At 71.2% G+C, this 26,601-nt stretch carries 25 protein-coding genes; 9 read left to right on the top strand and 16 right to left on the bottom strand.

Annotated elements, in window-relative coordinates:
- Positions 1-63: 63 nt before the first annotated feature.
- Genes glpD through J8J14_RS00385 form a run of 7 tightly spaced genes read right to left on the bottom strand, consistent with a single transcriptional unit; the run spans position 64 to position 6,736 of the window.
- Positions 64-1,566, bottom strand: a complete 1,503-nt coding sequence (gene glpD / locus J8J14_RS00415) for a glycerol-3-phosphate dehydrogenase (protein ID WP_245215212.1) — start codon at positions 1,564-1,566, stop codon at positions 64-66.
- A complete protein-coding gene (gene phnE / locus J8J14_RS00410; RefSeq protein ID WP_209377449.1) occupies positions 1,566-2,399 on the bottom strand; it encodes a phosphonate ABC transporter, permease protein PhnE in 834 nt (277 codons plus the stop codon). The genes glpD and phnE (J8J14_RS00410) overlap by 1 nt, the downstream gene beginning before the upstream one ends.
- Complete coding sequence (gene phnE / locus J8J14_RS00405; protein ID WP_342452353.1) at positions 2,396-3,190, bottom strand: phosphonate ABC transporter, permease protein PhnE; 795 nt, start codon at positions 3,188-3,190, stop codon at positions 2,396-2,398. The genes phnE (J8J14_RS00410) and phnE (J8J14_RS00405) overlap by 4 nt, the downstream gene beginning before the upstream one ends.
- Entirely contained in the window at positions 3,187-3,954 is a 768-nt protein-coding gene (gene phnC / locus J8J14_RS00400; RefSeq protein ID WP_209377448.1) for a phosphonate ABC transporter ATP-binding protein, read from the bottom strand. Before phnC ends, phnE (J8J14_RS00405) begins: the two co-directional genes overlap by 4 nt.
- Positions 3,951-5,063 (bottom strand): phosphate/phosphite/phosphonate ABC transporter substrate-binding protein, encoded by a 1,113-nt coding sequence (gene phnD / locus J8J14_RS00395; RefSeq protein WP_209377447.1) that lies wholly within the window; start codon positions 5,061-5,063, stop codon positions 3,951-3,953. The genes phnC and phnD (J8J14_RS00395) overlap by 4 nt, the downstream gene beginning before the upstream one ends.
- A complete protein-coding gene (locus tag J8J14_RS00390) occupies positions 5,060-5,896 on the bottom strand; it encodes an HAD-IIB family hydrolase (RefSeq protein WP_209377446.1) in 837 nt (278 codons plus the stop codon). Before J8J14_RS00390 ends, phnD (J8J14_RS00395) begins: the two co-directional genes overlap by 4 nt.
- Before the next feature lie 48 nt (positions 5,897-5,944).
- Positions 5,945-6,736 (bottom strand): DeoR/GlpR family DNA-binding transcription regulator, encoded by a 792-nt coding sequence (locus J8J14_RS00385; RefSeq protein ID WP_209377445.1) that lies wholly within the window; start codon positions 6,734-6,736, stop codon positions 5,945-5,947.
- Positions 6,737-6,844: 108 nt separating this feature from the next.
- On the opposite strand from J8J14_RS00385, the gene phnD (J8J14_RS00380) reads away from it, so the two are divergent.
- Positions 6,845-7,828: a phosphate/phosphite/phosphonate ABC transporter substrate-binding protein gene (gene phnD / locus J8J14_RS00380; RefSeq protein WP_209377444.1), complete on the top strand. Its 984-nt coding sequence runs from the start codon at positions 6,845-6,847 to the stop codon at positions 7,826-7,828.
- A 115-nt stretch (positions 7,829-7,943) separates the two neighbouring features.
- Here the strand turns inward: phnD (J8J14_RS00380) and J8J14_RS24830 are convergent, their stop codons facing one another.
- Positions 7,944-8,534, bottom strand: coding sequence for a PEP-CTERM sorting domain-containing protein (locus J8J14_RS24830; RefSeq protein ID WP_342452352.1), 591 nt, complete (start codon positions 8,532-8,534; stop codon positions 7,944-7,946).
- A 524-nt stretch (positions 8,535-9,058) separates the two neighbouring features.
- On the opposite strand from J8J14_RS24830, the gene J8J14_RS00370 reads away from it, so the two are divergent.
- Entirely contained in the window at positions 9,059-10,534 is a 1,476-nt protein-coding gene (locus J8J14_RS00370) for an MDR family MFS transporter (RefSeq protein ID WP_209377443.1), read from the top strand.
- On the opposite strand, the gene J8J14_RS00365 is transcribed toward J8J14_RS00370, so the two are convergent.
- A complete protein-coding gene (locus J8J14_RS00365; protein WP_245215211.1) occupies positions 10,531-11,028 on the bottom strand; it encodes a nucleotidyltransferase family protein in 498 nt (165 codons plus the stop codon). The two genes, J8J14_RS00370 and J8J14_RS00365, sit on opposite strands and share 4 nt — an antisense overlap.
- 152 nt (positions 11,029-11,180) lie before the next feature.
- On the opposite strand from J8J14_RS00365, the gene J8J14_RS00360 reads away from it, so the two are divergent.
- The gene (locus tag J8J14_RS00360) at positions 11,181-11,837 is read left to right on the top strand and encodes a chalcone isomerase family protein (RefSeq protein WP_209377442.1); all 657 of its coding nucleotides are present in this window, start codon (positions 11,181-11,183) and stop codon (positions 11,835-11,837) included.
- Between the two features lie 85 nt (positions 11,838-11,922).
- On the opposite strand, the gene J8J14_RS00355 is transcribed toward J8J14_RS00360, so the two are convergent.
- Complete coding sequence (locus J8J14_RS00355) at positions 11,923-12,153, bottom strand: hypothetical protein (protein ID WP_209377441.1); 231 nt, start codon at positions 12,151-12,153, stop codon at positions 11,923-11,925.
- Positions 12,154-12,480: 327 nt separating this feature from the next.
- On the opposite strand from J8J14_RS00355, the gene J8J14_RS00350 reads away from it, so the two are divergent.
- The gene (locus J8J14_RS00350) at positions 12,481-13,800 is read left to right on the top strand and encodes a DUF1835 domain-containing protein (protein WP_245215210.1); all 1,320 of its coding nucleotides are present in this window, start codon (positions 12,481-12,483) and stop codon (positions 13,798-13,800) included.
- Positions 13,801-13,860: 60 nt separating this feature from the next.
- Here the strand turns inward: J8J14_RS00350 and J8J14_RS00345 are convergent, their stop codons facing one another.
- Complete coding sequence (locus J8J14_RS00345; protein ID WP_209377440.1) at positions 13,861-14,883, bottom strand: enoyl-CoA hydratase/isomerase family protein; 1,023 nt, start codon at positions 14,881-14,883, stop codon at positions 13,861-13,863.
- 89 nt (positions 14,884-14,972) lie between these two features.
- Entirely contained in the window at positions 14,973-17,303 is a 2,331-nt protein-coding gene (locus J8J14_RS00340; protein WP_209377439.1) for a right-handed parallel beta-helix repeat-containing protein, read from the bottom strand.
- Between the two features lie 339 nt (positions 17,304-17,642).
- Between J8J14_RS00340 and J8J14_RS00335 the strand changes: the two genes are divergently transcribed.
- From J8J14_RS00335 to J8J14_RS00315, 5 genes are all read left to right on the top strand, one after another.
- The gene (locus J8J14_RS00335) at positions 17,643-18,833 is read left to right on the top strand and encodes an ABC transporter ATP-binding protein (protein ID WP_209377438.1); all 1,191 of its coding nucleotides are present in this window, start codon (positions 17,643-17,645) and stop codon (positions 18,831-18,833) included.
- A gap of 81 nt (positions 18,834-18,914) precedes the next feature.
- Positions 18,915-19,985 (top strand): ABC transporter substrate-binding protein, encoded by a 1,071-nt coding sequence (locus J8J14_RS00330; protein WP_209377437.1) that lies wholly within the window; start codon positions 18,915-18,917, stop codon positions 19,983-19,985.
- Positions 19,982-21,088 carry an ABC transporter permease gene (locus tag J8J14_RS25585; RefSeq protein WP_209377436.1) on the top strand — a complete coding sequence of 369 codons (1,107 nt, stop codon included), beginning with the start codon at positions 19,982-19,984 and terminating at the stop codon, positions 21,086-21,088. Before J8J14_RS00330 ends, J8J14_RS25585 begins: the two co-directional genes overlap by 4 nt.
- Positions 21,085-21,747: an ABC transporter permease gene (locus J8J14_RS00320; RefSeq protein WP_209377435.1), complete on the top strand. Its 663-nt coding sequence runs from the start codon at positions 21,085-21,087 to the stop codon at positions 21,745-21,747. The genes J8J14_RS25585 and J8J14_RS00320 overlap by 4 nt, the downstream gene beginning before the upstream one ends.
- An 83-nt stretch (positions 21,748-21,830) precedes the next feature.
- Positions 21,831-22,550: a superoxide dismutase gene (locus tag J8J14_RS00315; RefSeq protein WP_456307499.1), complete on the top strand. Its 720-nt coding sequence runs from the start codon at positions 21,831-21,833 to the stop codon at positions 22,548-22,550.
- Positions 22,551-22,595: 45 nt separating this feature from the next.
- Here the strand turns inward: J8J14_RS00315 and pncA are convergent, their stop codons facing one another.
- The 4 genes from pncA to J8J14_RS00295 all read right to left on the bottom strand — a co-directional run bounded on the left by pncA (position 22,596) and on the right by J8J14_RS00295 (position 26,550).
- Complete coding sequence (gene pncA, locus J8J14_RS00310) at positions 22,596-23,222, bottom strand: bifunctional nicotinamidase/pyrazinamidase (protein ID WP_209377433.1); 627 nt, start codon at positions 23,220-23,222, stop codon at positions 22,596-22,598.
- Between the two features lie 4 nt (positions 23,223-23,226).
- The gene (locus tag J8J14_RS00305) at positions 23,227-24,489 is read right to left on the bottom strand and encodes a M16 family metallopeptidase (protein ID WP_209377432.1); all 1,263 of its coding nucleotides are present in this window, start codon (positions 24,487-24,489) and stop codon (positions 23,227-23,229) included.
- Positions 24,486-25,904 (bottom strand): M16 family metallopeptidase, encoded by a 1,419-nt coding sequence (locus J8J14_RS00300; protein ID WP_209377431.1) that lies wholly within the window; start codon positions 25,902-25,904, stop codon positions 24,486-24,488. Before J8J14_RS00300 ends, J8J14_RS00305 begins: the two co-directional genes overlap by 4 nt.
- Before the next feature lie 82 nt (positions 25,905-25,986).
- Entirely contained in the window at positions 25,987-26,550 is a 564-nt protein-coding gene (locus tag J8J14_RS00295) for a DUF3035 domain-containing protein (protein WP_209377430.1), read from the bottom strand.
- Between the last annotated feature and the right edge of the window lie 51 nt (positions 26,551-26,601).

Raw genomic sequence — 26,601 nt, 5'->3', positions numbered from 1 at the left:
CCCTGCTCGCCGGATCCGACCCCGATCGGGGTGTTCTTCACCGAGCGCCGCGGGTTGGCCTGGCTAGGCCGCGGTGGCCAGGGCGCCGAAGCGTTGGGCGAAGGCTTCGCGCTCGGCCGGGGTCATGTGCAGGCCGCGCTTGGTGCGGCGCCAGAGCACGTCATCCGGCGCCTCCACCCATTCATGGGCGCGCATCCATTCCAGTTCCCGCGCCGTGATGCCGCCGCCGAGATCGCCGCCCATTCCCTCGATGGAGGTGGCGCCGTCGATCACGCGCTCCAGCAGGCTGCCATGGGTGCGGATCAGCCGGTTCAGCAGCGGGCGATCCAGCCATGGATGCGCGCGGGCCATGCTCTCGGTGAAGGCGGCGCGGGAGAGGCCGCCGAAGTCACCGCCGGGCAGGGCGGCCCGGCCGGTCCAGGAGGTGCCGCTGCGGCCCAGCGCGCGGCCGATCTGGTTGGCGGCGTCCTCGGCAAGGCGGCGATAGGTGGTGATCTTTCCGCCCAGCACGGTGAGCAGCGGAGCCCCCTGGGTATCCATGGAGATGGTGTAGTCGCGCGTGACCGCCGAGGGATTGTCCGACCCGTCATCATGCAAGGGCCGCACGCCGGAATAGGTCCAGGCGATCTGGTCGGGCGTGACAGGGTTGCGGAACTGGCGGGAGACGGCTTCGCAGAGATAGGCCGCTTCCTCCGGCGTGCAGCGCGGCGGGCCCATGCCGGGGTCATGCGGCACGTCGGTGGTGCCGATGAGGGAGTAGCGTTCCTCATAGGGAATGACGAAGACCACGCGGCGATCGTCATTCTGCAGGATATAGGCTTGGTTGCCCTGGTAGAGCGCGGGCACGACGATGTGGCTGCCGCGCACGAGCCGCACGCGGCCCTTCAGCGCCGTGCCGGTGGCGCCCTGCGTGACGGTGACCCAGGGGCCGGCGGCATTGGCGATGGCGCGGGCGGTGACGCTGCGGGCGCTGCCGTCCTGGCCGCGCAAAGTGACGACCCAGGCATCGGTCCCGCGCTTCGCGCTCTCGAAGGCGGTGCGGGGCAGGATGGTCGCGCCGCGATCCGCCGCGTCCCGCGCATTCAGCAGGACGAGGCGGCTATCCTCCACCCAGCAATCGGAATAGGCGAAACCGCGGGAGAATTGCGGCTGCTTCAGCGGTTCGCCCTGGGGCAGCGCGTCCAGGTTCAGCGCCTCGCTCGCCGGAAGGGATTTCCGGCGGGCGAGGTTGTCATACAGGAACAGGCCGGCGCGGATCATCCAGCGCGGCCGCATCTCCGGCCGGTGGGGCAGCACGAAGCGCATGGGCCAGATGATGTGGGGCGCGATGCCCAGCAGCACCTCGCGCTCCGCCAGGGCTTCGCGCACCAGGCGGAACTCATAGGTTTCCAGGTAGCGGATGCCGCCATGGATGAGCTTGGAGGAGGAGGAGGAGGTCGCCTCGGCGATGTCTCCCCTTTCCACCAGCATCACCGAGAGGCCGCGGCCCACCGCATCGCGCGCGATGCCGCAGCCATTCACGCCGCCGCCGATGACGAGGAGATCGACGGAATCAGGAATGTTCATCAGAGAAGCCTTGCCCGCACGCGGGTCACGACGATTTCCGCCACCAGCACGACGGCCAGGATGGCGAGGAGGATGGTGGCGACCTGGTCCCACTGGAAGAAGTTGATGGCATCCTCCAGCACCACGCCGATACCGCCGGCGCCGACCAGGCCGAGCACGGCGCTTTCGCGCACATTGATGTCCCAGCGGAACAGCGCGACGCCCCAGAAGGCCGGGCGGATCTGCGGCCACACGGCCTTCAGCATCTCCGCGCCCCAGGGGGCGCCGGCGGCGCGCAGCGCCTCGCGAGGGCCGGGATTCATCTCCTCCAGCGCCTCTGCCAGAAGCTTGCCGACGAAACCGATGGAGCGGAAGGCGATGGCGAAGACGCCCGCGGCCGCGCCGGGGCCGAAGACCGCGACGAAGATCAGCGCCCAGACCAGGGAGTTGACCGAGCGCGACGCCACCAGCCCGACCTGGGCGAGGGCGTTGAGCGCGGGGATGCGGCAGATGTTGCGCGCGGCCATCAGTGCCAGCGGGAGCGCCATGAGGAAGCCGAAGGCGGTGCCGAGGCTGGCGATGTGCAGGGTTTCCACCAGTGCCGCATGGATGGTGGTGGGATAGGCGGCCAGGTCGGGCGGCCACATGCGCAGCACGAGGTCGGCCATCTGTTCCGGCGCGTCGGCCAGGAACTCCGGGATGATGTCGATGGTCCGCACCGCCCAGACGACGGCGGCGACGACGGCGAGGAACATCAGCCAGCGCGTCAGGCGCTCGGCCGGGCTGTGGCGGATCCATTGGCGCCGAAGCGGCGCCAGCGTATCGCCGCTCGGATTGCCCGTGGTGGCGCTCATCGCATGGCGGCCCGGATGCGGCCGGAGACGAGCTCGGCCAGGAGGATAAGGGCGATGATGGCGATGAGGATCGCCGAGACGAAGTCGTAGTCGAAGCGCTTGAAGGCCGCGAAGAGCGTGCCGCCGATCCCGCCCGCGCCGACGACGCCGACCAGGGTGGAATTCCGCAGGTTGCTGTCGAGTTGGTAGAGGCCGAAGCCGACGAAGCGCGACGCCACCTGGGGCAGCACGGCGTAGAGCAGCACCGCCATGCCGGAGGCGCCGGTGGAGCGCACGGCCTCCACCTGCTTCATCGAGATTTCCTCCACCGCCTCGGCGAAGAGCTTCGCGACAAAGCCGATGGAGGCGATGATGAGGGCCGCGATGCCGGCCAGCGCGCCGAATCCCAGTGCCTTCACGAAGATGATCGCGACGATCACGTAGTGCAGGCTGCGGCACACCGCGATGAAGGCGCGGGTGGGCCCCGAGACCCACCAGGGCGCGATGTTGCGCGCGGCCATCAGGCCCAGCGGAAGGGAAAGGATGATGCCGCCTACCGTCGCGAGCACCGCGATCTGGATGCTTTCCAGCAGGCCTTCCAGAAGCAGCTCCCAGCGTTCGAAATTCGGTGGGAAGAGGCGCGCGATGAAGCGCCCGCCCTCGCCGAGCCCGTTGATGAAGCGCCCGAGGCCGAGATCGAGCTGCGTGGAGGCGTAGGCGAGATAGGCGATGATGAGGATGCCGAAGATCCGCATCCCCCAATCGGTGGCGAAGGGGGCGCGGCGCCCGGCGGGAGGATTGCTGCCGCTCACAGCCAGTCCTCGCCGCCATAGATCTGGGTAAGGTGGCTGTCCTCCAGATCCTCGGGCTTGCCGTCGAACACGATGGCGCCGCCGGACATGCCGATGATGCGGCGCGCGTAGCGCCTGGCCAGCGCCACGTTGTGGATGTTGATGATCACCGGCACGCCCTCGGCGCCCGCCAGGGTCGTCAGCATCTCCAGCACCTCCACCGAAGTGCGGGGGTCGAGGGAGGAGGTCGGCTCGTCGGCCAGCAGCAGGTCTGGCTTCTGCATCAGCGCGCGGGCGATGCCCACGCGCTGGCGCTGGCCGCCCGAAAGCGCATCGGCGCGGCGCGTGGCGTGTTCCGGAAGGCCCACCGCATCCAGCAGCTGGAAGGCGCGGGCGATGTCCTGGTCCGGGTATTTCCGCAGCCAGGCGCGCCAGAGCGGCACATAGCCCAGCCGGCCGCAGAGCACGTTCTCCATCACGGAGAGGCGTTCCACGAGGTTGTATTCCTGGAACACCATCCCGATCCGCCGGCGGGCGAGGCGCAGGGCCCGCCCGCTCAACTTCGCCATGTCGATGCTACCCTCGGCACTCCGCAGGCGGATTTCGCCGCGCGTGGGCTCGACCAGCCGGTTGATGCAGCGGAGCAGCGTGGACTTGCCCGTGCCGGAGGGGCCGATGATGGCCGTGATCCCCTCCGCGCCGATGGACAGGTCCAGGTTCCGCAGCACCGGCTTGCCGGCCACGTATTCCTTGGTCAGCCCGCGGATGTCGAGGGCGGCGCTCACGGCTGGCGTGCCGGCGCCGGGGCGGCGCTGCCGCCGGCCTGCGGAACATTGTGCACGCCGCCGCTCTGGGTCTGTTGCGCGGCGCGGGCCGCGTTGCGGCGGGCCTCGGCCTCCAGCTCGCGCCGGCTCTCGGCATCGAAGGCGGCGCGGCTGTAGGGCGCGTTCACCGCATCGGCCACGGCGCGCACGGGGGCCCACTGCTCGGCATAGGTCGCGGGCCAGAAGCGGTCATTGCCGCCGAGGTCGCGCGCCATCTGCTCGGGGAAGCGGTACTCCATGAAGCACTGGCGGATCTTCTCCTGCAGTTCCGGGCGCAGGTCATGCGCGTAGGCGAAGGAGGAGGTGGGGAAGGGATCGCTCTGCCAGATGACGCGGAAATTCTCGCCTTTCACCTGCCCGCGCGCGACCATGCGGGAATACACGTCCGATGCCACAGGGGCGGCATCGTAGTCGCCGGCATTCACGCCCATCACGCTGCGGTCATGCCCGCCGGAATAGAGCACGCGGTAATCCTCGTCCGGCTTCAGGCCCATGCCGGGGAAGAAGGCACGCGGGGCGAGGTTGCCGGAATTGGACGTGGCGGAGGTATGGGCGACACGCTTGCCCTTCAGGTCCGCCAGGGAACGGATATCGCTGTCCGCGCGCACCAGCAGCACCACGCGGTAGCTCTCGAAGCCTTCCGGCCCGCCCTTCACGGCGAAGGGAACGGCGCCCGCCAGGTTCACCGCAAAGGCTGTAGGGCCGGTGGAGAAGCCGGCGATATGCAGCCGGCCCGAGCGCATGGCCTCCACCTGCGCGGCATTGCTCGTCACCTGGAAATAGACGGTGCGCTTGCCCGTGCAGCGCGTCAGGTGGTCGATGAAGGGCCGGAACTGGCTGGCATAGAGGGCCGGGTCCTCCACCGGGGTATAGGCGAAGACGAGGGTCGAGGGATCGCGCAGGCGCGACGCATCCTGGGGCGTGTCGGCCACGAGGTTGCGGTCACTGTCGCAATAGGCCTCGTCCAGCTGGCCACGGAAGCAGCCCCCCTGCGCCTGCTGCGCGGCGGCGGGCAGGGCGGCCAGGGCGATCAGCCCGGCCGGAATGGTGGCCAGAAGCAGGTTCCTCATGCGGCGTTCTCCTCCAATGCGTTGTTGCGCGCGGCCAGCAGCGCCCGCGCGAATTCCGCGAAGCCGCGCCCGCCCGGCGCGCTGGTGACGAAGGCGGGGGGCGTGGCGATCCGGGCCAGGAAGGGGAGCACATTCGCCACCCCCACCGAAAAGGGAATCGCCGCGAAGAGCGGCGCGTCATTCGGGCTGTCGCCCAGGAAGGCGACCTGCTGCAGAAGCTGTTCCAGCGGGGCGAAGCGGGTGGCGAAAAGGTTCTCGATCCCCGTGCGCTTGTTCCAGGCGCCGAACCAGGCATTCACATGGATGGAGGAGACCTTGGCGGTGGCGCCGCCGGCTTCGAACACCGCGGCGATGCGCGCGGCCGCCTCCAGGGGCAGGGGGCCCGCATCCTCGGCGAAGTCCACGGCGGCGTCGAAAAGGCGGAAGGGCTGGTCGGCGGCCAGGCGGGTGCCAGGCACGGCTTCCATGGCCTTCGCAGCCAGGGCCATCAGGCGGTCCCGGCTGGAGAGGCGTGCGGCCTCCTCCTGGGCCTGCCAGCGGATCATCCGGCGGGCGGCGCGGTCCTCGGCGTACCAGAGGGCGCCGTTCTCCCCCACCACCGCGGCCACGGGCCATTGGCGGGCGATGGCGTCGCACCATCCCGCGGGGCGCCCGGTGACGGGAATGACGGAAAGCCCGGCCCCGGCCAGCTCCTCCATGGCCGCAAAGGCCAGCGCCGGCAGGCGCCCCTCCTCGGTCAGCGTGTCGTCTATATCCGTCAGCACATAGCGCAGCGCAGCCAGACGGGCGCGCGGCGCGAGGCTCAGGGGCTGCGGGGCATGCGCCTGGGGCAAGAGGGTTCCTCCGACTTGTGTGGAGGATGCCACTTCAGATGTGGAGGGTCAAACATCTTCCGCGACATGCACCCGCACCCCCGCCCGCTCCAGCGCGGCAGCCAGAGGAGGAGGGGGCGGGGCATCGGTCACGAGGTCGGTCAGTGCGGACAGATCCGCCACGCGTTCCAGATAGCCGCGCCCGAACTTGCCGGAGTCCAGCAGCAGCACCCGGCGCGAGGCACGGCCCAGCATCGCGCGCTTCACCCAGGCGGCCCGGCTCTCGGCGTCGCTGGGGCCTTCCAGGGTCAGGCCAGAGGAGCCGATCAGGGCGATATCGGCGCTGAAGCGCCGCAGGAAGGCGTCGGTCTCGTTGCCGTAGAGGGCGCGCTCGGTCGCGTAGAACTCGCCGGGGGCCACCAGCACGCGCAGCCTCTCCGCCTCCCCGGTGGCGGAGACCACGGGCAGGCTGTTGGTGATGATGGTGGCGGCGGTGCCCCGCGTGGCCAGGGCGCGGGCGAAGCGGGCGGTGGTGCTGCCGGCATCCACCATCAGCACCGCCCCGGGCTCCACCAGCCCCGCGGCGATGGCGCCGATCCGCGCCCGCTCGGTTCCGGCCATGGCCTCGCGGGCCTGGAAATCGGGCTGTACCCCGGCATGGGTGACCGAGGCCCCGCCATAGGTCCGGCGCACGGCCCCCATGGCCGAAAGGGCCTCTATGTCGCGCCGGACGGTTTCGCCCGACACGCCGAATCGTGCCGCCAGGGTGCTGATCCGCACCGTGGGGTCTGTGTTCAGCGCCTGCAGGATGGCCGCGTGCCGGGCCTCCTTTCCTGGTGCGCCTTCCTGTCGTCTGGCCATGGTCGCAAGGTGATCGGGCCGGGCCGGGTGTGCAACATCCCAACCCCCTGGCCGGGCGTTTCCGGCCGTGACAGGCTCATGAAGAATGCCGCAGCCCGGAGCCGCCCCATGATCCGCCGCCGCCATCTGGTCGCCGCCAGCGCCCTTCTGCCCCTGGGCGCCCACGCCCAAGGGGATGCGCCGGCCGTGGCATCCCGCCCCGCGCCACCCATGCCGGCGCCGGGCAGGCGGGAGTGGGCGGCCCAGGTGCCGCAGATCCGCCTCGGCGTGCTGGGCGGGGAGTCCGAGAGCGACCGGCTCGGCCGCTACGATGCCTATCGCAAGCTGTTCGAGGACACCTTCGGCGTGCCCGCGCGGATGTTCTTCGCCTCGGACTATTCCGGCGTGCAGCAGGCCTTCGCCGCGAAGCAGCTGGAGATCGCGAACATGTCGCCGGCCGCCTATGCCGGCGTGTGGCTGGACACGAATGGCGGGGTGGAGCCGATCCTGGTGACGCGGGAGCCGGATGGCAGCACCAGCTACGTGGCATTGATGTATGCGCGCGCGGATTCCGGCATCACGAAGCTGGAGGACATGCGCGGCAAGGCCATGGCCTGGTCCGATCCCAACTCGGCCTCTGGCTACCTGATCCCCCGCGCGGAGCTGCGGGCGGCTGGGATCAACCCGGAAAGCTTCTTCGGGCGCACGGGCTTCGCGGGCGGGCATGACCAGGCGCTCGTGGCCGTGCTGCAGAAGCAGTATGACGCGGGGGTGTGCTGGTCATCGGGCCAGGGCGACGAGAGCAAGGGCTTCACCCGCGGCGTTCTGACGGCGGCCGTGGAGAAGGGCCTTCTGGACATGAAGGACATCCGGATCATCTGGCGGTCCCGCCCGATCCAGAATGGCCCGATCGTCGTGCGCTCGGACCTGCCGGCTTCCTTCAAGAAGGACATGGTGGATTTCCACCTCGCCCTCCCCGCTGCCCATCCGGAGATCCACAAGGCGGTGGAGCGCGGCAGCGCCGTGGGCTGGGTGCCCACCAAGCACGAGGATTATGCCGTGTTCGTGGATATGCGCCGCGCGGAGGCGGCGGAGCGGCGGCGGCGGAACTAGCCCGCCGCCGTGTCCAACAACCGCCCGGGGAGGCCTGGGCCGAGGCGTGGCTCAGGCCGTCCCGGAACCTGCAACCCCGGGCCGGTCAGGCCCGGGGCGCTGCAGGTAGGTTGCTTCAGGCAGCGCGCGAACGCGAACGACGCGCCAGGCCCAGGCCGACCAGGCCGGCGCCGAGAAGCAGGAGCGAAGCCGGCTCCGGCACCGGGGCGGCGAAGGTGGTGGCGGAGAAGCTAACCCGTGCGTTCTCGGCGCCAGGCTGGGTGGAGAAGGTGAAGACGCCCGGCGTCGGATCGAAGCCCGTCAGCGTCAGGGTGCCGGTGGCCTCGAGGTTCAGGAAGGCGCCCCGGCTGTTGGGGATCAGTTCCGACTGGGTGATCGCGTTGAGGGTGAAGGTCGTGGTCAGCAGACCCAGGGTGGCGGTGTAGAGCTCGAAGGGAGCGACCGCACCGACGCCGGTGTAGCTGAAATCGGTGAAGACGGCGCAGTTGAAGCAGCCAGCGTCGAAGCCGGGCGAGAAGGAGCCCGTCGCGGTGAACTGGGTGACGTTGGCGGTGGGGCCGAAGTCAATGGCCGTCGTCATGCCGCTCGTGGAGTAGCTGACCGGACCGCCGAAGCTGATCTGGCCGGTGATGGGGGCAGCCTGGGCCGCGATGGGAGCGGCGCTGATGGCCACCAAGGCGGTCGCGGCGAGGAGAAGATGGCGCACGGGGTGGACTCCCTGAAATGCCTGTCGGCAAACCGGACCGGGTTGGTCCCGGGGTACTGAAAGCACAGATTGTGCCACGAATTTTTCGCTTAATTTTCAGTGATGTATTTGGGGCGGTTCGATTGTATTCTGCGATCTGTAAGAATGATCGACATCTACTTTTACCGAGCAGCCGAAGGCCGTTTTCCGGGGACTGCTCGACACGTTGCGGCCCGTGATCGAGCCTGCCTGGATGGGCTGGACCACCGCGCCGATGGCTTCGGGCGATCTTTGCAACCATCCTCTGTCAAATCCGCCGACACGCCCCTGGGTCCTCACCAGGCCCCGCCAAGCCTGGGGCAGCCGCCGGTCATCGTGGCTGGTGACGATGCCAGGGCGTTCGAGGCGTTGGAGGGGAGCTTCGGCCCGGCGGCTCATCCCAGGCGCCCCGCGCCGCGCCGGCTCCGCGCCCTCTCCCGAAGGTGACGCACCGCACCATTCCACTGGGGGCGCGATCGGCCTAACCCGCGCCGATGCCTGCCCCCATGCAAGCCCCGCCCCCATGCCGCCCCCTGATCCTGGCCTGCGTGATCGCCTCGATGTTCATGATCGCGATCGAGGCCACCATCGTGGCGACGGCCATGCCGCAGATCGCGGCGCAGCTGGGCGACCTGCATCTCTATGCCTGGGTCTTCGCATCCTTCCTGCTGGCGCAGACGGCCATGACCATGGTCTTCGGCAAGCTGGCGGACAGCCATGGGCGGCGCCCCGTCATGCTCTGGGGCATCGGGATCTTCTTGGTGGGATCCCTGCTCTGCGGCTTCGCCTGGTCCATCCCCTCCCTTATCGCCTTCCGGCTGCTGCAGGGGGTGGGGGCGGGGGCGATCCAGCCCATCGCCCTGACCATCGTGGGCGATCTCTATTCGGTGCGGGAGCGGGCGAAGATCCAGGGCTGGCTGGCCAGCATCTGGGGCATCTCCTCCGTGCTCGGGCCGCTGGTGGGCGGCCTTATCATCCAGAACACCAGCTGGGCCTGGATCTTCTGGATGAACCTGCCCGTGGGCGTGCTGGCCGCGGCCGGCTTCGTTGCCTTCCTGCGGGAGGACGTGGCCCGGCAGCGCAAGCCGGTGGACGTGGCGGGCGCGCTGCTGCTGACCCTTTCCGTCGCGGCGCTGATGACGGCGGCGACGGAACCGGGCAGCCGCCTCTTCGCCATTGCCGGAGTCCTGGCGCTGGCGGGCAGCGCCGCCTTCCTGTGGTGGGAGAACCGGGCGCCGGACCCGATCCTGAATCCCGCCCTGTGGCGCCGCCGCCCCGTGGCCACCGCCAATGCCACGGTGCTGTTCAGCGGCATGGCCGTGATCGGCCTTACCGCCTTCCTGCCGATGTATGTGCAGGCCGTGCTCGGCCGCTCGGCGCTGGAAGCGGGCTTCGCGCTGACCATGATGGTGCTGGGCTGGCCCATCGGCGCCACTGTGGCGGCGCGGGCCTTCGGGCGCTTCGGGCTGCGCGCCTGCCTGATCTTCGGCGCCGCGCTGCTGCCCCTAGGGGCGCTGGCCTTCGTGCTGCTCAGCCCCGGTTCCTCGCCGGTGCTGGCGGGGGCGGGATCCTTCGTGATGGGGCTGGGCATGGGCTTCCTCAGCACCGCCGCCATCGTGATGCTGCAGGAAAGCGTGGACTGGCGGGAACGCGGGGCGGTCACCGCCTCCAACGTCTTCTCCCGCAACCTCGGCAGCGCGCTGGGGGCGGTGGTGCTGGGCGGGGTGCTGAATCTTGGCCTGGCGCGGCAGGGCGGCGCGGCCGCCACGATCGATTTCGAGGCGATCCGCCGCCTGCTGGAAACCGGCGGCGGCGCCGTGACGGATGCGGCCGTGCGCGGCGCCCTGGCGCAGGCGCTGCACCTGACCTTCTGGGCCATCCTTGCCCTCTCCGTCGTGACGCTTTTGCTGGCGCTGCTGGTGCCCGCCTTCCGGCACCAGCCCCGCCCGCATGAAGTGGAAAGCCGCGCGCCGGCCGATTAGGCGTCCCGGAGCAGCGGCCAGCGTTCCCGCCAGCGCTTGGAGGCGACACGCTGCTCGAAGACCGGGCGCTTCGCGCCGGTGAAGCGCGGCCCCGGCCGGATCACGCCGCCCAGGAGATCCGCCAAGCCAAGCGGCGCGAGGATCCGCACGCGCTCCCCATCCCAGCGCGCCGCGACGGCGGTGGCGGTTTCGGGCCAGTGGCGCATGGCATCGGCCGTGTCGCGATAGGGCGGATCCCCGTTCCGGCCGTGCATCCTGGTTTGGTTGGTGACCGACCACGCCACGCCCGGCACCGCCGCGCGCAGCCGAGCCTCGATCGCGCGGTCCGCATCGGCGGAGGGCCGTTCCGGGCTGAACCACACCACATCCACGTCAGCCGCCGGCGGGCCGGGCGGGCGGCCATGGAGATGGTCCCAGGCGGCATCGCGGACGAAACCGGCGCCGATCCAGCCATCCGGCAGGCCCAGCGCGGCCACGGCGCGCAGCAGAGGCAAGCGCCAGGGATCGGCGGTGAGCAGATTGGCCAGGGCGGTGTCGGCTTCGCTCAGGGCTGTTCTCCGGACAGGCGCGGCATGCGGGACCTTGCCGTTCGTCCATGATTTTGCGCGTGGCGGAAGCGCGGGGCCACGCCATCTATTGCCAGGTCATGAAACGGGCCGGACTGCTGCCTTCGGGGCAGGGCGGCGAGAGGAGGGTGGGCATGGCGCAGCGCGGCATCCCCGGAAGTGGCGAGAGCGAGGCGTGGCGTGTGGATGGCGCCGGCCCGGGCGGGGTGCCCCGACGGGCCGCGCTCGCCTTGCCGCTGCTCGCTATCCTGGCGCCCGCCGCGCGCGCGCAGGAGGTGGAGGGCATGCCCGCCACCGTGGAAGTGGCCGGGCGCCGCCTGGTGCTGAACGGCACGGGGGTGCGGCGCTTCCTGGGCTTCCCCGTCATGCGTGGCTGGCTCTATCTCGAGCGCCGCAGCCAGGACGCGGCCTCTATCCTGGGTTCGCCGGGGGTGAAGCTGCTGCGGGTCCGCTACATCGTCAGCGTGCCGCGCAGCCGGCTGGTGAGCGGCTGGGAGGATGGCTTCCGCGAGGGATGCGGATGCGAGATGCCGCCCGAGTTCCGGGCCCGGCTGCGCGACCTGCCCGCGGGGCAGATGGAGGACTGGCTCTTCCTGCCGGACCGGGCGGAGATCGCCTATGCCGGCGAGGCCCCGGTGCGCGTTACCGCGCAGCAGGGCACCTCCATGCTGGCGAGCTTCATCGGCCCGGATGCCGCGAGCGCGGGGCTGCGGCAGGGTCTGCTCGGGCAGTCCTAGCCGACGGAGGGCAGGGCGCTCCGCGGGACGTTCCCGGCCCGGTGGTAGTCCCTCAGTTTGAAATCAGCCCGGCTCGAATCCCGGGCTAGCCGATCACGCCCAGCAGCCTCATTCCTACAACCATGAGGATGAGCCCGACGCCGAGCAGGATGATGAACAGGTCAAGGCCGGACATGCGCCAGTTCCCCATTGGCGCCCATCGCGGGGCATAGGCGTATTCGGGATTTGCGGCTTGCTGCCGCTGGGCCATCTCGCGGAACTTGGCGTTCTCGGCCCGGCTCTGAGCGTCTCCCAAATCACCAGGGCCGTTAGTCATGCCTGGCCCTCCCTGGGGGCAGGCGTCACCGTAGCGCATCGTCATCGCGCGTCGCGCGTGATTATGCCGCCTTCGGCTGGCGCGGCTTGGGCAGCAGGGCAGGGCTACGAGCGCGGCAACCCGTCAGCGGCTAAATTCAAAGCGAGACACTACCGGCCCCATCGGGGGATTGACCGGGGTGGGGGGATTTGGTTCGATTCCCCCGGCTCGGACGGAGCCCCCGTGTCCGCGGAAAGGGCTGCGCCCACGCTCACGAAGAGTGGCACGACAGTTCATCCACCCTTTCCTGTCTGATCGGCGGACGCAGACGCGAGGAAGGGGCTTTCCTTGTCCGACCATCCGGCATCCGCGCGCCTGCCCGGCGCGGGGCGTTACGCATCGCCATTCCGGCTGAATCTCGAACAGCAGCGCACGCGCGCCAAGGAACTGCTGAACGCCCTGCGCGCGGGTGACCCGGCCGCCCTGCGCCGCTTCCTACTCCACCATCCCAGCGCGCCCGAAGCCGCCATGCAGCCCGCGAAGCTGGCCAGGCTGAGCGAGGCGCAGCTTGTCATCGCGCGGGAGCTGGGCCTGCCGAGCTGGCCGCGGCTGAAGGCCCATGTCGAGGCCATGGACCGGGTCTGGAACCGCATCGCACGCGGCGACGCCGCGCCCGACCGGGGCATGGCAACGCTGCATATCCGCTGCGGTTCCGATATCGGCCCCACCTTGCGGCAGGCCGGCTTCACCGGGGATTTCCTGGAATACTCCGATCCTCTCTGCCAGGGCCCCGTGCTCGACGGGCCGGGCTGGCTGGAACGCCGCGCGGATTTCCTGGCGGAACGCTTCGGCGCCGGGACCGGGCAGGGGCGGGAAGAGATCGCGGGCAGGCTGGCCAAGGCCGAGCAAGGGCTGCGATCGGCCGCGCGAAGCCATGAGCGCGTTGTCCTCTGGTTCGAGCACGACAGCTATGACCAGCTGATCCTGGCGCGCTGCCTTGCTCATTTCGCGGAAGCGCCGCCGCGGCGGCTGGAACTGGTCTCGCCCGGGCACTACCCCGGTGGAACCCGCTTCATCGGGCTGGGGCAGCTGCCGCCGGAGGCGCTGCGGCTGCTGTGGGAGGAACGGGTGCCGGTGCCGGAGGCGGCACTGCGGGCCGGGCAGGCCGTCTGGGACATGCTGCGTGCGCCCGACCCGCGGCCGCTGGCGGATTTCGCCCGCGACGGGCTGCCGGAACTTCCCCAGCTCGCCCGTGCCATCCGCCGCCACTGCCAGGAACTGCCCTGGACGCTGGACGGACTCGGCCTGAGCGAGCGCCTGATCCTGCAGATCCTGGCCGGGGCACCGCGGAGCGTCGGGCAGGTCTTCAGCGATCTGATGATGGAACATGAGCCGCTTCCCTGGATGAGCGACCTCATCCTCCTCTCCATCGTCGAGGACATGCGGAAGGCGGAGCCCTCCGTCCTCGAAGGCGCATTCGAGGGCGAGGACCGGTACTGGGCGAAGGAACGGCTGGCCCTCACGCCGCAAGGCCATGCCGTGCTGGCAGGGCAGGCGGACTGGCTCTCCCTCAGGCCGCCGCCGCGCTGGCTCGGCGGGGTGCTCGTGCCGGGCGCGGCACCTTGCTGGCGTTGGGACGAAGCCTCGGCGACGGTCGTGAAAGCCTGACCTTCTGGCGCTTCTGGCTTCCGGAGAGGGCGGAGCCCTCTCCGGGAACCACCAGGCCTGTCAGGCGCCGAACATCGCCTGGATCGCGGCGGGGTCCAGCGCGGCCATGCTGGCGGGCTGCCAGCGCGGGGCGTTGTCCTTGTCCACCAGCACGGCCCGCACCCCTTCGGCGAAGTCCGGGTGGCGCGTGACGGCGCGGGTGAGGGCCAGTTCCATGGCCAGGCAGGCGGGCAGGTCCAGCGTGGCGCCGCGCCGCAGCAGTTCCAGCGTCACCGCGAGGGAGGTGGGGGAGACGCGGTGCAGCACCTCGGCCTGCTGGCGCGCCCATTCCGTGTCCTCGGCCGTGAGCAGGGCCATGATGGAGGGCAGGTCGTCCGGGGCGAAGCAGCGCTCGATGGCGGCCCGCATCTCCTCCACCGGCCCGGGCGGCACGGCGGCGGCGAAGCGCTCCACCACGCCGGCATCCCCGGCCAGCAGGGCGTCGCGCAGCGCGGCCAGGCGTTCGCGCGGCACGTGATGGGTGGCGAGCCCGGCCTCCACCGCCTCCGCCCCGTGCAGCCGGGCGCCGGTCAGCGCCAGCCACTTGCCCATGGCGCCCCGCGCGCCGGGCAGGCGGGGCAGGGCATAGGAGGTGCCGACATCCGGGAACAGGGCGATGGCCGTTTCCGGCATGGCGAGCATCGCCTGCCCGGTGACGACGCGGTGGCTGCCATGCACCGATACGCCGATGCCGCCGCCCATGCAGACGCCATCGATCAGGCTGATCCAGGGCTTCGGGTATTCCGCGATCATGCGGTTCAGCGCGTATTCGGTGGAGAAGAAGCGCTCCACCGTGGCCGTGTCCCCCGCCAGCACCGCGGCGCGCATGGCGCGCACGTCGCCGCCGGCGCAGAAGGCGCGGCCGCCCGCGCCCTCGAGGATCACGAGGCTGATGGACGGGTCGTCGCGGAAGCGGGTGGCGGCCCCGGCCAGGGCATCGATCATGCCCTGGTCCAGCGCGTTCAGGGCACGGGGGCGGTTGAGCAGGATCGTGCCCGCCCGGCCTTCAACCCGCGCCACCACGCTCGGCTCGGCCACATCCATGCCTTCAGCTCCCCTCGCTTTCCTCCGGGCTAGCCTCCGGGGGCGCGCAGGGCAAGCGCCGGGGGCCCGTGGGCCCCCGGCCAGTTCGGTCAGTACCAGACGAAGTCGCTGGCCGACAGGTTGGCGAGGGTGACGCCGTCGAGCGTCACGGCCGAGTCCGCCGTGCCGTCGCCATTCGCATCCACCAGCAGCTGGTGCGTGTCCTCCACGAAGCGCGCCTCGGAAGCGCCCTGGCCGGTGAAGCCCCGCGCGCCCAGGAAGGTGAACTCTCCCTGGAGCTGGTTCTGGAAGACCAGCACGTCCTGACCCGGGGTGAAGTCGAGGATCCGGTCCGGGGCCGCGGTGGTGGAGGAGCCGGCGGTGAAGTTGAAGCGATCCGCGCCGGCGCCGCCGAGAAGGGTGTCGGCGCCCTCACCGCCGACCAGCCAGTCCGCTCCATCGCCGCCGACGAGCAGGTCATTGCCCGTGTTGCCGTAGAGGATGTCGGATCCGGCATCGCCGATCAGCGTATCCGCATCGGCACCGCCGGTGAGCACGTCGTCGCCCCAGCCGCCGAAGAGCAGGTCGCTCCCGGTGTCGCCCACCAGCGTATCCGCGCCGGCGCCGCCGGTGAGCACGTCATCGCCTGCGCCGCCATAGAGGGCGGTGGCGGTGCTGCCCGACACCGTCACGCGGTCCACGTCCGAGCCGCCGGTCACCAGCTCCACCCCTGCGACCACGAGGGTGTTCGGGCCCGCCGAGGACAGGGTGAGCTCGTCCGCACCGCCGCCGAGATCGACGGTGATGCCGTGCACGGCGTCGCCGAGCGTGACGTCATCCGCGCCGGAGCCGCCCCGGATGACCTCCGTGTTCAGCACCGTGACCTTGTTGGTGCCGTCGGCGAGCAGCAGCGTGTCCTGACCCGTGCCGAGATCGACGGTCAGCCCGATGATGGCCTTGCCGAGGGTGACCGTGTCGCCGGCATTGCCGCCGATGATCGTCTCGACATTGCTGACGGTCAGGCTGTTCGGGCCCCTGGAGGCGAGGACGAGCCTGTCCGTGCCGCCGCCGAGATCGACGGTGATGTCGGATGCGGCGGTGCCGAGGGTGACGGAATCCGCCGCCGTTCCGCCGAGGATCTTTTCCGCGTTCGAGACGATGACGTGGTTCGCGCCGGCCGAGGACAGGGTGAGGCTGTCCGTGCCGTTGCGCAGGTCGATGCTGCCGTTCAGGGGCGCGCCGAGGACCAGGTTGTCAGCGCCGCCCGTCCCCGAGTTGCCGTTGGGCGGTGCGGGGTTAGGGGATGGCACCGGGGCCGGAGTGGGCGCCGGGGCAGGTGCGGGTTCCGGCGTCGGCGCAGGCTCGGGCGTCGGCGCAGGCTCGGGCTTCGGCGCAGGCTCAGGCGTCGGCGCGGGCTCCGGCTTCGGCGTAGGAGCTGGCGCAGGCTCCGGCGTCGGCGCGGGTTCCGGCCTCGGCGCAGGAGCTGGTGCAGGGGCCGGCGTCGGCCGGGGCGCGGCGCCGCCCGACCAGGGCGAGGAACTGTCGACCGCCGGTTCCCGCGTCAGCACCGTGATGCCGGAAATCTTGGCCGCGCCCGAGGCGAACTGCGCGTTGGTGAGGCCGAACACGCTGTTGTTGGCGATGTTCGCCGCGGCGCCGGTCTGGTTGTAGAGCAGCCGCGCGCTTGAGCTCGCGAGCTCGTTGACGAAGCTGTTGCCGCTCATGGTCAGGCTGGAGCCGGCATAGGCCGTGCCCTCGCCGCCGAAATGCACCATGGACGGGTTCTGCGAATGCGCACCCTGCACGACCGTGTTGCCCGTGATCGTGGCCTTGCCGCCGTTCGGGATGTCGATGCTGTAGCTGCCGGTGCCCTTGTCGCCGTCCACGATGCGGCTGTCCGTGATCACCGTCTCATGGGCGCGGCTCTTGATCTGGTGCCCCACCACGGCGTCGTGGAAGTAGCTGTCCTGGATCGTCAGCTTGGCGATCTCGCCCACATAGATGTTGTGGGTCCTGCCATCGCCGGCGCCGTTATGCGCGAATTCCGTGTTGCGGATCGTGATGGTGCCGCCCGGCTTGGAATTCGAGAGCAGGCCGTTCTGGTTGTCGTGGAAGTAGCTGTTCTCGATGGTAAGGTTGCCGCCCTGGTAGCGGATGCCGGCACCGTTGCCGTCCGGCACCTTCGCGCCGGAGAAGGACAGGTTCTCGATGGTCACGTCGGTGTTGGTGACCAGGATGCCCTTGCGGTTCGCGGGCGAGGAGGTAGCGACGAGGTTCGCCATCCCGCCGACGCCCTGGATGGTGATCTTCGTGTTGATGGTCGCGAAGTCGTTCACATAGTTACCGGCCTTGACGGCCAGGATGTCACCGTCCTGCGAGGCGGCGACGGCGGCTGCGATGGTCGCGTATTGCTGGCCGGAGCCAACGGTCAGTGTTCTCAATACGGGTACTCCTATCCGGCCTGGTCAGGCCGTGGCCGTGGGGCTTCTTGGGCTGCCGTATCTGCCTGCCTGTGGCACCCTCCCTCACGGCTCCGTGAACGCAGCAGGCAGTCGGGTTAAACATGTTAAATCCAGCCATGGAACCGCGAAGGCCGTTCGTTGCCGGCCCGAACGTCGATACTGTGGCCCAAGTGGCACGATATTCCCGTATAAATTGTGATAGTTGTTCCATTACTTGGACTCCTCGCTCTCAAGGAGTTGCGTTCCGGATCTGGCCGCGGCGCGAGTCTTGTTGACAGCCCCGCCTTGCCCCGCGATCCAGCCGGGCTGGAGGGTCCCATGGCGCGACTGGTCAGTTTCAGCACCGAGGGCACGATTTTCGACGGCGCCGCCCCGCGCCCGGTCCGGCCCGCCGCGCTGGGCGAGCCCGCCCCGGCGGCCCTGCTGGCTTTCGAAGCCGTGCGGAAGGCCGGGTACGAAAAAGGAGTGCAGGCGCTTGCCCCGTTCGACCTGCAGGTCGCCAGGGGGGAATCCGTTGCCCTTCTCGGCCCGGCCGGAGCCGGGAAGAGCGTGGTGATCGACCTCGTGGCGGGTTTCCTCCAGCCGGATGACGGGCGGCTGCTGCTGGGCGGCGAGAAGCTGGCGCGGCAGGCGGCGTGGCGACGCGATATCGGCCTGGTTTCCGGCGCGCCGGACCTGTTCCCGGACATGACCGTGCTCGACAACGCCGCCTTTTCCCTGGAGGCGCGCGGCGTCGGCCGGGCGGAGCGGGAGGACCGGGCGGCGGCGATGCTGGAGCGCTGGGGCGTGCCGCCCGGCCTCGGTGCGCGCCGCCCTTCGGAACTGTCCCTGGCGCGGCAGATGCGCGTGGCCTTTGCCCGTGCCCTGGTGCATGGGCCGGCCGTGCTGCTGCTGGACGACCCGCTGCGCGCGCTGGACGGGGAGGAGCGGGATTCCCTTGCCGCGGATCTCGGCCGCCTGCGATCGGAGCTGGGGCTGACCGTGCTGCATGCCACGCGCGATGCCGGCCTCGCCTTCGGCCTTTCGGACCGGGTGGCGGTGCTCGATGGCGGGCGGGTGCGGCAACTCGGCACGCCGCAGGCGCTTTATGACAGCCCTGCCGATCCCGTGGTCGCCGCGCTGACCGGCCCTTGCAACCGCCTGCCTGGCAGCGTGGTCTCGCTGGATGGAGAAGCCTGCCATGTGCGCCTGGACTGCGGGCTGGAGGCGATGGGCATGGCGGTGGCGGGCCCCCAGGGCGGACCCGTTGCTGGCGGGCGCTGCACGCTGGTGATCCGGCCCGAGCAGGTGGCCGTCGCGCCGCTCTCGCCGGAGGAAATGGGAGAGGACGCCGTGCCCGCGCGGCTGGTGGAGGCGCGCTTTGCCGGAGACCATCTTCGCCTGCGCCTGGCGCTGGGGGAGGGCGGCGAGCTCGTCGCGCACCGGCCGCCCGGCCTGCTGCTGCCGCCGATCGGGACCGAGGCCTCCATCGCCTGGGACCTCCACGCGGCGCGCGTCTATCAGGGCTGAACGCCCCTTCACCTCATTCCGCCCCGCGCCATCATGGGTTAAGCTGCGGCGCACAAAACACCGGACCAGCGAGAGGCCGCGATGCCCCGGTATGGGTTCCCCCTGGCGCACCCGATCACGCGCAGGCTGCTGGCCTCAGCCCCGCTGGCCCTGGCCGCGGCGCCCACGCGTGCCCAGGCGCGGGACCTCACCGTGGTGTCTTGGGGCGGGGCCTATCAGGACGCCCAGCGCGAGGTGATGTTCCGCCCCTTCCAGCGCAGCACCGGCCAGCGCCTGCTGGAGGAGACCTGGGATGGTGGGATGGATTCGCTGCGCGATACCGTCCGTACCGCCAGCTGGGACATCGTGCAGGTGGAAGGCGACGAGCTGCTTCTGGGCTGCGCCGAGGGCCTGCTGGAGCGGATCCCGCCGGAGCGGGTTGGGGGCGAGGCACATTACCTTCCCGGCGCGCTGACCCCGTGCGGCGTGGGCAACATCATCTACGGCTTCGTCCTGGCCTATCGCCGGGGCGGGGTGGCGCCGGATGGGTGGGCGGATTTCTTCGATCTCGGCCGCTTCCCGGGCCGCCGCGCGATGCGGCGCGGGGCGAAGACCACGCTGGAGATCGCGCTGCTGGGCGACGGCGTGGCGCCCGGCGAGATCTATACGGCCCTGCGCAGCGCCGAGGGGGTGAACCGGGCCTTCCGCAAGCTGGAGACGATCCGCCCGGCGCTCCGCTGGTGGGACCAGGGCAGCGAGCCGCCGCGCATGCTCTCGGCCGGCGAGGCGACGCTGGTCGTGGCCTATAACGGCCGGATCGATGCCGCGAACCGCGAGGATTCGGCTGATCTGGGCATTGTCTGGGCCGGGCAGCTGCTGGCGCAGGACAGCTGGGCCATCCTGAGGAACAGCCCGAACCGGGAGAGGGCGCTGGCCTTCCTGCGCTTTGTCGGCGACCCCGCGCTGCAGGCCGGGCTACCGCTGCGCATTCCCTATGGCGTCACCGCCCGCGGGGCAGAGTCCGGGCTGCCGGACGAGGTGCTGGAGAACCTGCCCACCGCCCCCGGCAATGCCCGGGGCGCGCTGCGGATTGACGACGAGTTCTGGCACGCGAATCTCGACAGGCTGGAACGGCGCTTCGCCGAATGGCTGGCCGCCGGGCTCAGCCGGTGAGGCCGGAGCCCTTGCGGGCGGCCCTGCTGGCCATGCCGCTGGTGATGCTGGTGCTCGCCGGGGCGGTGGCTCCGCTGGGCCTGCTGCTCTGGCGCTCCGTGGCCGAGACCGAGGTGGCGCCCGCACTGCCGCGCACCACCCGCGTTCTGCGCCACTGGGATGGGCAGGGCCTGCCGGATGACATGGCCTTCGAGGCGCTGGCGGCGGACCTGGCCGCGCTGCGTGCCGCGGGAGAGCCGGGGCGCGAGGCCATGGCCCGGGCGGCGGAGCGGCTGGCCGCCGACCATCCGGCACTGCGCGAGGTTCTGCCCGGCACCGCCGAGCGCGCGGTGGAGACGCGGACCACGCGCGCCACGGCCATCCTGGTGGCCGATCCCGCCTGGGGCGAGGCCGAGAGCTGGGCCGCCCTGCGCCGCGCGGGGATGGAGATGTCCGGTTTCTATCTTCTCGATGCCATCGGGTTGCGCCAGACGGCCGCCGGTGGGCTGGAGGACAGCCGGCGCGGGCCGCATGCAAGGGCGCTGCTGGCGCGCGGGATCGGAGCGGCGCTGATGGCGGTGCTGGCCTGCCTTCTTCTCGCCTGGCCCCTGGCACGCTGGATCGCCGCGGCCAGTCCGCGACGCGCTGCGCTCCTCGCGGTGCTGGTCGCCTTTCCGCTCCTGGCGGGGGAGGCGGCGCGGAGCTTCGGTTGGTCCCTGCTCCTGCCCATGGGACCGGAGGCCGCGCTGGCCTCGCTGTTCCTGGGGCTCCTGCCCCTGATGGTGCTGCCCATCGCCCTTGCCTTGCGCCGCGCCGATCCGCGCCTGCCGCGCGCCGCCGCCGCGCTGGGGCTTTCGCCGCGCCGGGTGTTCCTGCGGGTGCGGTTGCCCTCGGCGCGGCCGGGAATCGCGGCGGGCTGCGCCCTGGTCTTCGCCCAGGCGCTCGGCGCTTTCATCGGGCCGGGATTGCTGGATCCGGCCATGCCATGGGCCGCCGGTGCCCTGGCGGGCGCGGCGAAGGCAGGGAATTGGGGCGAGGCCGGCGGGCTGGCCGTCTGGCTGCTGCTTCCCGCCCTGCTCGGCGCCATCCTGCTGCTCCGGTCCGGGGCCGGGAAGCGGGTATGAGGCGCCTCCCGGCCCTTGGGCTCCTCCTGCTCCTGCTGCTGCCCCTCGCGGCGCTGTTCCTGGCGGGCAGCACAGGGGAGTGGGCGGCGCCGCTGCGGAACAGTCTCGTCACGGCCGCTGCCGCCAGCATCCTCGCCACGATCTGCGGCACGGCGGCGGGAATGGGCCTGAGGGGAGGATTTCTCGGGCGTTCTGTCGCCATCGCCATCATGGTGCTGCCCCTTCTCCTGCCTCCTCCGGTCCCGGCAGCCGCGCTGCTGCTGCTGGCGGAGGAAACCGGGCATGGGGCCGGGCGCCCCGGCGCGGCGCTCTGGCACGCCATGCTGGCGGCGCCCCTGGTGGCCCTGATCGTCTGGACGGCGCTCGGGGCGGTGAGCCCGGCGCTATTCCGCGCGGCAGCCGCCTGCGGTGCCTCGCCGGACATGGCGGCGCGGCGCCTCTCCCGCCCGCGGCTCCTGCCGGCCATAGCGGGCGGCGCGCTTCTCGCCTTCGCGCTTTCCCTGGGCGAAAGCAGCGTCGCCTTCCTGCTCGGGGCGGAGACGCTGGGCGCGGCCTCCCTGCCCGGCGGGGTGGCGGCGGGTTCCGCTATCGCGCCGCTTCTCGTCGCGGGGGTGCTGGCCCTGGCCCTTCTGCGCGGGCCGGCGCGGCGGGGCGGCTGACCGCCCCACTGGCAACCCCGGCGGAGGAACCACCTTACAGGGACCGGGCGAGGCAATCCCGCCACGCCATGGAGAATCGCGCCGTGATCCCATCTTCCCGCCGCGCTGTCCTGGCCGGGATTCCCGCCCTGGCGGCCCTTGCCCTGTCACGCCCCGTGCTGGCCCAGGCCCCCTCGGGCCCGCACAGCCTGCCACCGCTGCCCTATGCGCCCAATGCGAACGAGCCCCATATCGATGCGCAGACCATGGAGATCCACCATGGCCGCCATCACCAGGCCTATGTCACCACGCTGAACAACGTGCTGAAGGACCATGGCCAGCTGGCTTCCATGCCGCTGCACGAGCTGCTGGCGAAGCTGGACCAGGTGCCGGAGAACATCCGCACCACCGTGCGCAACAATGCCGGCGGCCATGCCAATCACAGCATGTTCTGGCCCATCATGGGCGGGCGCGGCGGCACGCCCTCGGGCGAGCTGGGGGAGGCGATCACCCGCGACCTCGGCGGTTTCGACAAGATGAAGACTGACTTCAACGCCGCCGGCACCGGGCGCTTCGGCAGCGGCTGGGTCTTCGTGACCGTGGCGCGCGACGGCAAGCTGGCCATCACCAGCCGCCCCAACCAGGATACGCCCCTGATGGACGGCCAGCGCGTGCTGTTCGGCAATGACGTGTGGGAACACGCCTATTACCTGAAATACCAGAATCGCCGGGCCGATTACCTGAACGCCTGGTGGAACGTGGTGAACTGGGACCGCGTGGCAGAGCGCTATGCCTCCGCAAAGGCCGGGCGGCTGGAGGTCTGATCGCCCGGCGCGCCCTGGGGAGAGGCAAGGCCTTCCCCGGGGCCGTCAGCCGACCATGTCCGACCGGATCCGTTGCACGCCCAGGGCCTCCATGTCGCGCCAGGCCCGGGCTAGGCTGCCATTCAGGTCGATGCCGCGGCAGGCATCCTCGATCACCGTGGCTTCCAGGCCGAGCTGTCGGGCATCGATCGCTGTCCAGGCTACGCAGAAATCAGTGGCGAGGCCGGCAATGAAAAGGTGGCGGATGTTGCGGCTGGCCAGGTAGCCATCCAGACCGGTGCGGGTCCGGCGGTCCGCCTCCAGGAAGGCGGAGTAGGAATCCACGCCGCGGTGATGGCCCTTGCGGATCACCAGCTGGGCATGGGGGATGGAGAGATCCGCGTGCAGCGCCGCGCCCGGCCCGCCCATGACGCAGTGATCGGGCCAGAGCACCTGCTCGCCATAGGGCATCGCCGCCATGTCGAAGGGCGCCTTGCCCGGATGCTGGGACGCGAAGGACAGGTGGTCCGGCGTGTGCCAGTCCTGGGTGAGGATGACATTCGCGAAGCGCGGGGCGATGCGGTTGATCAAGGGGATCACCGCATCGCCTTCTGGCACGGCGAGGGCGCCGCCGGGGAGGAAGTCGTTCTGGACATCCACCACCAGCAGGGCGGCATCCGCGCCGGGCGCCATGGCCTCAGAGGCCCTCGGGCCGGCCTGCAACCGTCACGGCCAGCGCATCCGGCTGCAGCACGCGCTGCGCCACCGCGGCCAGCCTTTCGCGCGAAAGGGCGGCAAGGCGGGCAGGGCGGTTGGCCAGCCAGTCCAGCGGGCGGTTGTTCCGCTGAAGGGCGAGCAGGATGCTCGCGATCTGGCGCGTGGAGGTGAAGGAAAGCGGCTGGCTGCCGGTGAGATAGGCGATCGCCTCCTCCCGCTCGGCATCGGTGGGGCCGGAAGCGGCCATGCGCGCCCATTCGCCGCGCAGCACCGACAGGGTCTCGGCCATGCGGGCATTCTCGGTGGCAACAGAGCCGACGAGGATGCTGCGGCCCGCCACGGGCTCCGGACCGGCGCCGATGCCATAGGCCAGGCCGCGCTCCACCCGCACGGCCTGCATCAGGCGGGAGGAGAAGCCACCGCCCGCCAGGACGCGCATGACCACGCCCAGGGCTTCCCAGTCCGGATCATCCACCGCGATGCCGGGCTGGCCGAAGACGGCGGCCGATTGGGGGCTTTCCATCGGCACCACCTTCACGCCGGTGGCGGAGAAGGGGGGCAGGGCGGGAAGGCCGGCGGGCTGGTCCATGCGCCAGTCGCCGAACAGGGTGCCGAGCACATCGCGCAGCTGCGGGGCCGTGATGGCGCCGGATGCCGCCACCATCAGCCGGTGCCGGCGGAACTGCCGGCCGGGAACGGTCTTCAGCACCTCCCCCGACAGGGTGGCGAGGCTTTCCGCCGTGCCGCCCGGCGGGTGGCCGAAGGGGCCGGGCAGGGCGGCGTTCCAGAAGGCGCGGCCGGCCTGGCCACGGGGGTTCTCCAGCGCTTGGCGGGCCCCGGCGATGGCGCGGGCGCGCACGCGCTCGATGTCGGGCGCCTCCATCCGCGGGGCTGAGAGGGCGAGGCGGGCGAGGCGGAGGGCCTCTGGCAGCGCCTCCGAAAGGCAGCGGAAGCTGCCGGAGAACTCGTCCCGGTCGGCCGAGAAGTTGAAGGAAATGGCGGCGTCGCGCAGCGCTTCCTGGAAGGCGCTGGCATCCAGCTCCCCGGCGCCTTCCGTCAGCAGGGCGGCGGCAAGGGCGGTGGAGCCCTCCCGGCCCTCCGGGTCCAGCGCCGCACCGCCGGGGATGGAGAAGGCAATGGAGATGACGGGGACCGAGTGGTCCTCGGCCAGCCAGGCGGTCACGCCGGCCGACTCCACCACCTGCACGGGGAGGGTGAAGCCGCTGGGGATGATGTCGCTCATGGTGCGCGCATGCCCTCGGGCAGCAGCCAGCCGGTCATCGAGGGATGGGTAAAGACGGCGCGGGCGGCGGCCATCACGGCCTCGGGCGTCACCGCCCGGATATGGGCGGGCCAGTGCTCCACCGCATCCGCCGGCAGGCCGATCGCGAGCGCGCTGCCGAGCAGGCGCGGGGCGGCGCCGATCCCATCCAGCGAGAGCAGCGCGCCGGCCGTGAGCTGGCGCTGGCTGCGCGCCACTTCCTCGCCCGTCACGCCCTCGTCCAGCAGCTTCGCGATCTGGTCCTCGACGGCGGATTGCAGCTTGGCGGGCGTCGTGTCGCCGCGCGGGGTCGCATAGAGGGAGAAGCTGTCCGCCCCCAGGTTGTCGCTGTCATATCCGGCGCCGGCGCCGACCGCGAGGCCGGTCTGCACCAGGGTCTTGTGCATGCGGGAGCCCGGGCCGCCGCCCAGCAGATGCGCCAGCACCTCCAGCGGCAGGGCGTGCTCCATCCCCGCGCCGCCCCTGCCCCAGGTCAGGGTGGGGGCTATCCAGGAGCGGAGCATCTGTGCCTCGCGCACGCCGGGATCGTTGCGGACCAGCCGCGCCTCCAGCGGGGCGGGGGGCGGATCGGCGCGGCGGCGGGCGATCGGCTCGCCACCGGTCGCGCCGCCATACTCGTCCTCCACCACGCGGCGCAGCGCGGCCTCGTCCACGGCGCCGGAGACGACCAGCACGGCATTGGCGGGCGTGTACCAGCGCTGGTGAAAATCAAGCATGTCCTGGCGCGTGATGGCGCGGATATCCTCCGGCCAGCCAATGATGGGGCGGCCGCGCCAGTGCTGGCGGCCCCACATGGCGGCATCGAAGGCCTCGCGGAAGCGGGCGCGCGGGTTGCTCTCGGTGCGCTGGCGGCGCTCCTCCAGGATCACGGCGCGCTCGGGCTCCACCCCGCCCTCGGGGAAGAGGGGCGCGCGGAGGCGGTCGGCCTCCATCATCGCCACCAGCTTGAGCCGGGTGGCCTCCACCGTCTGGTGATAGGCGGTCACGTCGCGGGAGGTGAAGGCATTGTCCTGCCCGCCTTCCCGCGCCACGCGGCGGGAAAACTCGCCATCCGCCACCTGCTCGCTGCCCTTGAACATCATGTGCTCGAGGAAATGGGCGAGGCCGGAGCGGCCGGCGGGGTCATCCCCGGCGCCGACGCCGTAGAACAGGTAATGCGCCACCACCGGCGCGCCGCGCGTGCGCACATGCGCCACCCGCAGCCCGTTGGGCATGCGCCAGATCGTCGCGCCGAAGAGGGGCCGGTCCGCCGGGATGGGCGGCGGTGCCACGGCGATGGCGGGGGCGGGCGGGGTTTGCGCCGGGGCACGGCTGGCCAGGGCGGCAGGCATGACGGCAGCAGTGGCCAGGGCCGCACGGCGGGTCAGAGGGGTCATTCCGGGCATGTGGGGCTGGGAGGGGAAAGCGGAAATGGCCGGGTGGGTTTCGTTACATCAAAACCCATCCCGGCCATCCATCCTAGAACAGGCCTTCCAGCAGGCCCCGCTGGCGCCGCTGGATGATCGGGGTCTCGCCCTGGTCCGGGGCGCGGCCAAGGGCCGCGGCCTCGCGCAGGCGCTGGGCCTCCCGCTCCGGGTCCAGCACCGTGCCCGGGGGCGGCGCGTCCTGCCAGAACATCAGGCGGTCGGTCAGGCTGCGCTGCGGGCGCTCCAGCCGGCGCGCCTCCTCATCCACCTGGCGGCGGAGATTGGCGGAGGTGGCGCCCACCCCGGCGGACTGGCTGGCCTGGGCGATGAGCGCGGATTCGGCGCTGGAGGGGCGGTCGGTCCGGCCTTCGCCCATCAGGGTGCCGGGGGCGAGGGTGCTCTCGCCACGCTCACGGGCGGAAAGCTCCTGCGGGCGCTGCGCGCCCGGGCGGGGCGCGGGCAGGTGGCCCAGGCTGGAGGGGATGGAGAGGGGGGCACGGGTGACCACCTGGAATTCATCCGGGGCGTCACGCGTGAGGCCCAGGCTGCGTGCCGTGTCACCGCCACAGGCGGCCAGCAGCAGCAGGGGGGCCAGGAGAAGGGGGCGGGGGGTCATGGCGGCCGTTTCTAGCAGGGGTGCGAGGCGCACGGAAACCGGGGAGGAGGA

The organism is Pararoseomonas baculiformis (assembly GCF_017813395.1).
Classification (GTDB): Bacteria; Pseudomonadota; Alphaproteobacteria; order Acetobacterales; family Acetobacteraceae; genus Roseomonas; species Roseomonas baculiformis.
The sequence above is the reverse complement of the archived record's forward strand: the minus strand, read 5'-3'. Positions and strand labels throughout refer to the sequence as shown.

What these genes read in the sequence shown, in the direction of transcription:
- J8J14_RS00330 (WP_209377437.1), top strand. Translation starts at nt 18,915, where the DNA reads ATGCCCCGGTATGGGTTCCCCCTGGCGCACCCGATCACGCGCAGGCTG.
- phnD (WP_209377444.1), top strand. Translation starts at nt 6,845, where the DNA reads ATGATCCGCCGCCGCCATCTGGTCGCCGCCAGCGCCCTTCTGCCCCTG.
- phnE (WP_209377449.1), bottom strand. Translation starts at nt 2,399, where the DNA reads ATGAGCGCCACCACGGGCAATCCGAGCGGCGATACGCTGGCGCCGCTT.
- J8J14_RS00335 (WP_209377438.1), top strand. Translation starts at nt 17,643, where the DNA reads ATGGCGCGACTGGTCAGTTTCAGCACCGAGGGCACGATTTTCGACGGC.
- J8J14_RS00300 (WP_209377431.1), bottom strand. Translation starts at nt 25,904, where the DNA reads ATGACCCCTCTGACCCGCCGTGCGGCCCTGGCCACTGCTGCCGTCATG.
- phnD (WP_209377447.1), bottom strand. Translation starts at nt 5,063, where the DNA reads ATGAGGAACCTGCTTCTGGCCACCATTCCGGCCGGGCTGATCGCCCTG.
- glpD (WP_245215212.1), bottom strand. Translation starts at nt 1,566, where the DNA reads ATGAACATTCCTGATTCCGTCGATCTCCTCGTCATCGGCGGCGGCGTG.
- J8J14_RS00355 (WP_209377441.1), bottom strand. Translation starts at nt 12,153, where the DNA reads ATGACTAACGGCCCTGGTGATTTGGGAGACGCTCAGAGCCGGGCCGAG.
- J8J14_RS00345 (WP_209377440.1), bottom strand. Translation starts at nt 14,883, where the DNA reads ATGGATGTGGCCGAGCCGAGCGTGGTGGCGCGGGTTGAAGGCCGGGCG.
- J8J14_RS00370 (WP_209377443.1), top strand. Translation starts at nt 9,059, where the DNA reads ATGCAAGCCCCGCCCCCATGCCGCCCCCTGATCCTGGCCTGCGTGATC.
- J8J14_RS00295 (WP_209377430.1), bottom strand. Translation starts at nt 26,550, where the DNA reads ATGACCCCCCGCCCCCTTCTCCTGGCCCCCCTGCTGCTGCTGGCCGCC.
- J8J14_RS00320 (WP_209377435.1), top strand. Translation starts at nt 21,085, where the DNA reads ATGAGGCGCCTCCCGGCCCTTGGGCTCCTCCTGCTCCTGCTGCTGCCC.
- pncA (WP_209377433.1), bottom strand. Translation starts at nt 23,222, where the DNA reads ATGGCGCCCGGCGCGGATGCCGCCCTGCTGGTGGTGGATGTCCAGAAC.
- J8J14_RS00360 (WP_209377442.1), top strand. Translation starts at nt 11,181, where the DNA reads ATGAAACGGGCCGGACTGCTGCCTTCGGGGCAGGGCGGCGAGAGGAGG.
- J8J14_RS00305 (WP_209377432.1), bottom strand. Translation starts at nt 24,489, where the DNA reads ATGAGCGACATCATCCCCAGCGGCTTCACCCTCCCCGTGCAGGTGGTG.
- J8J14_RS00385 (WP_209377445.1), bottom strand. Translation starts at nt 6,736, where the DNA reads ATGGCCAGACGACAGGAAGGCGCACCAGGAAAGGAGGCCCGGCACGCG.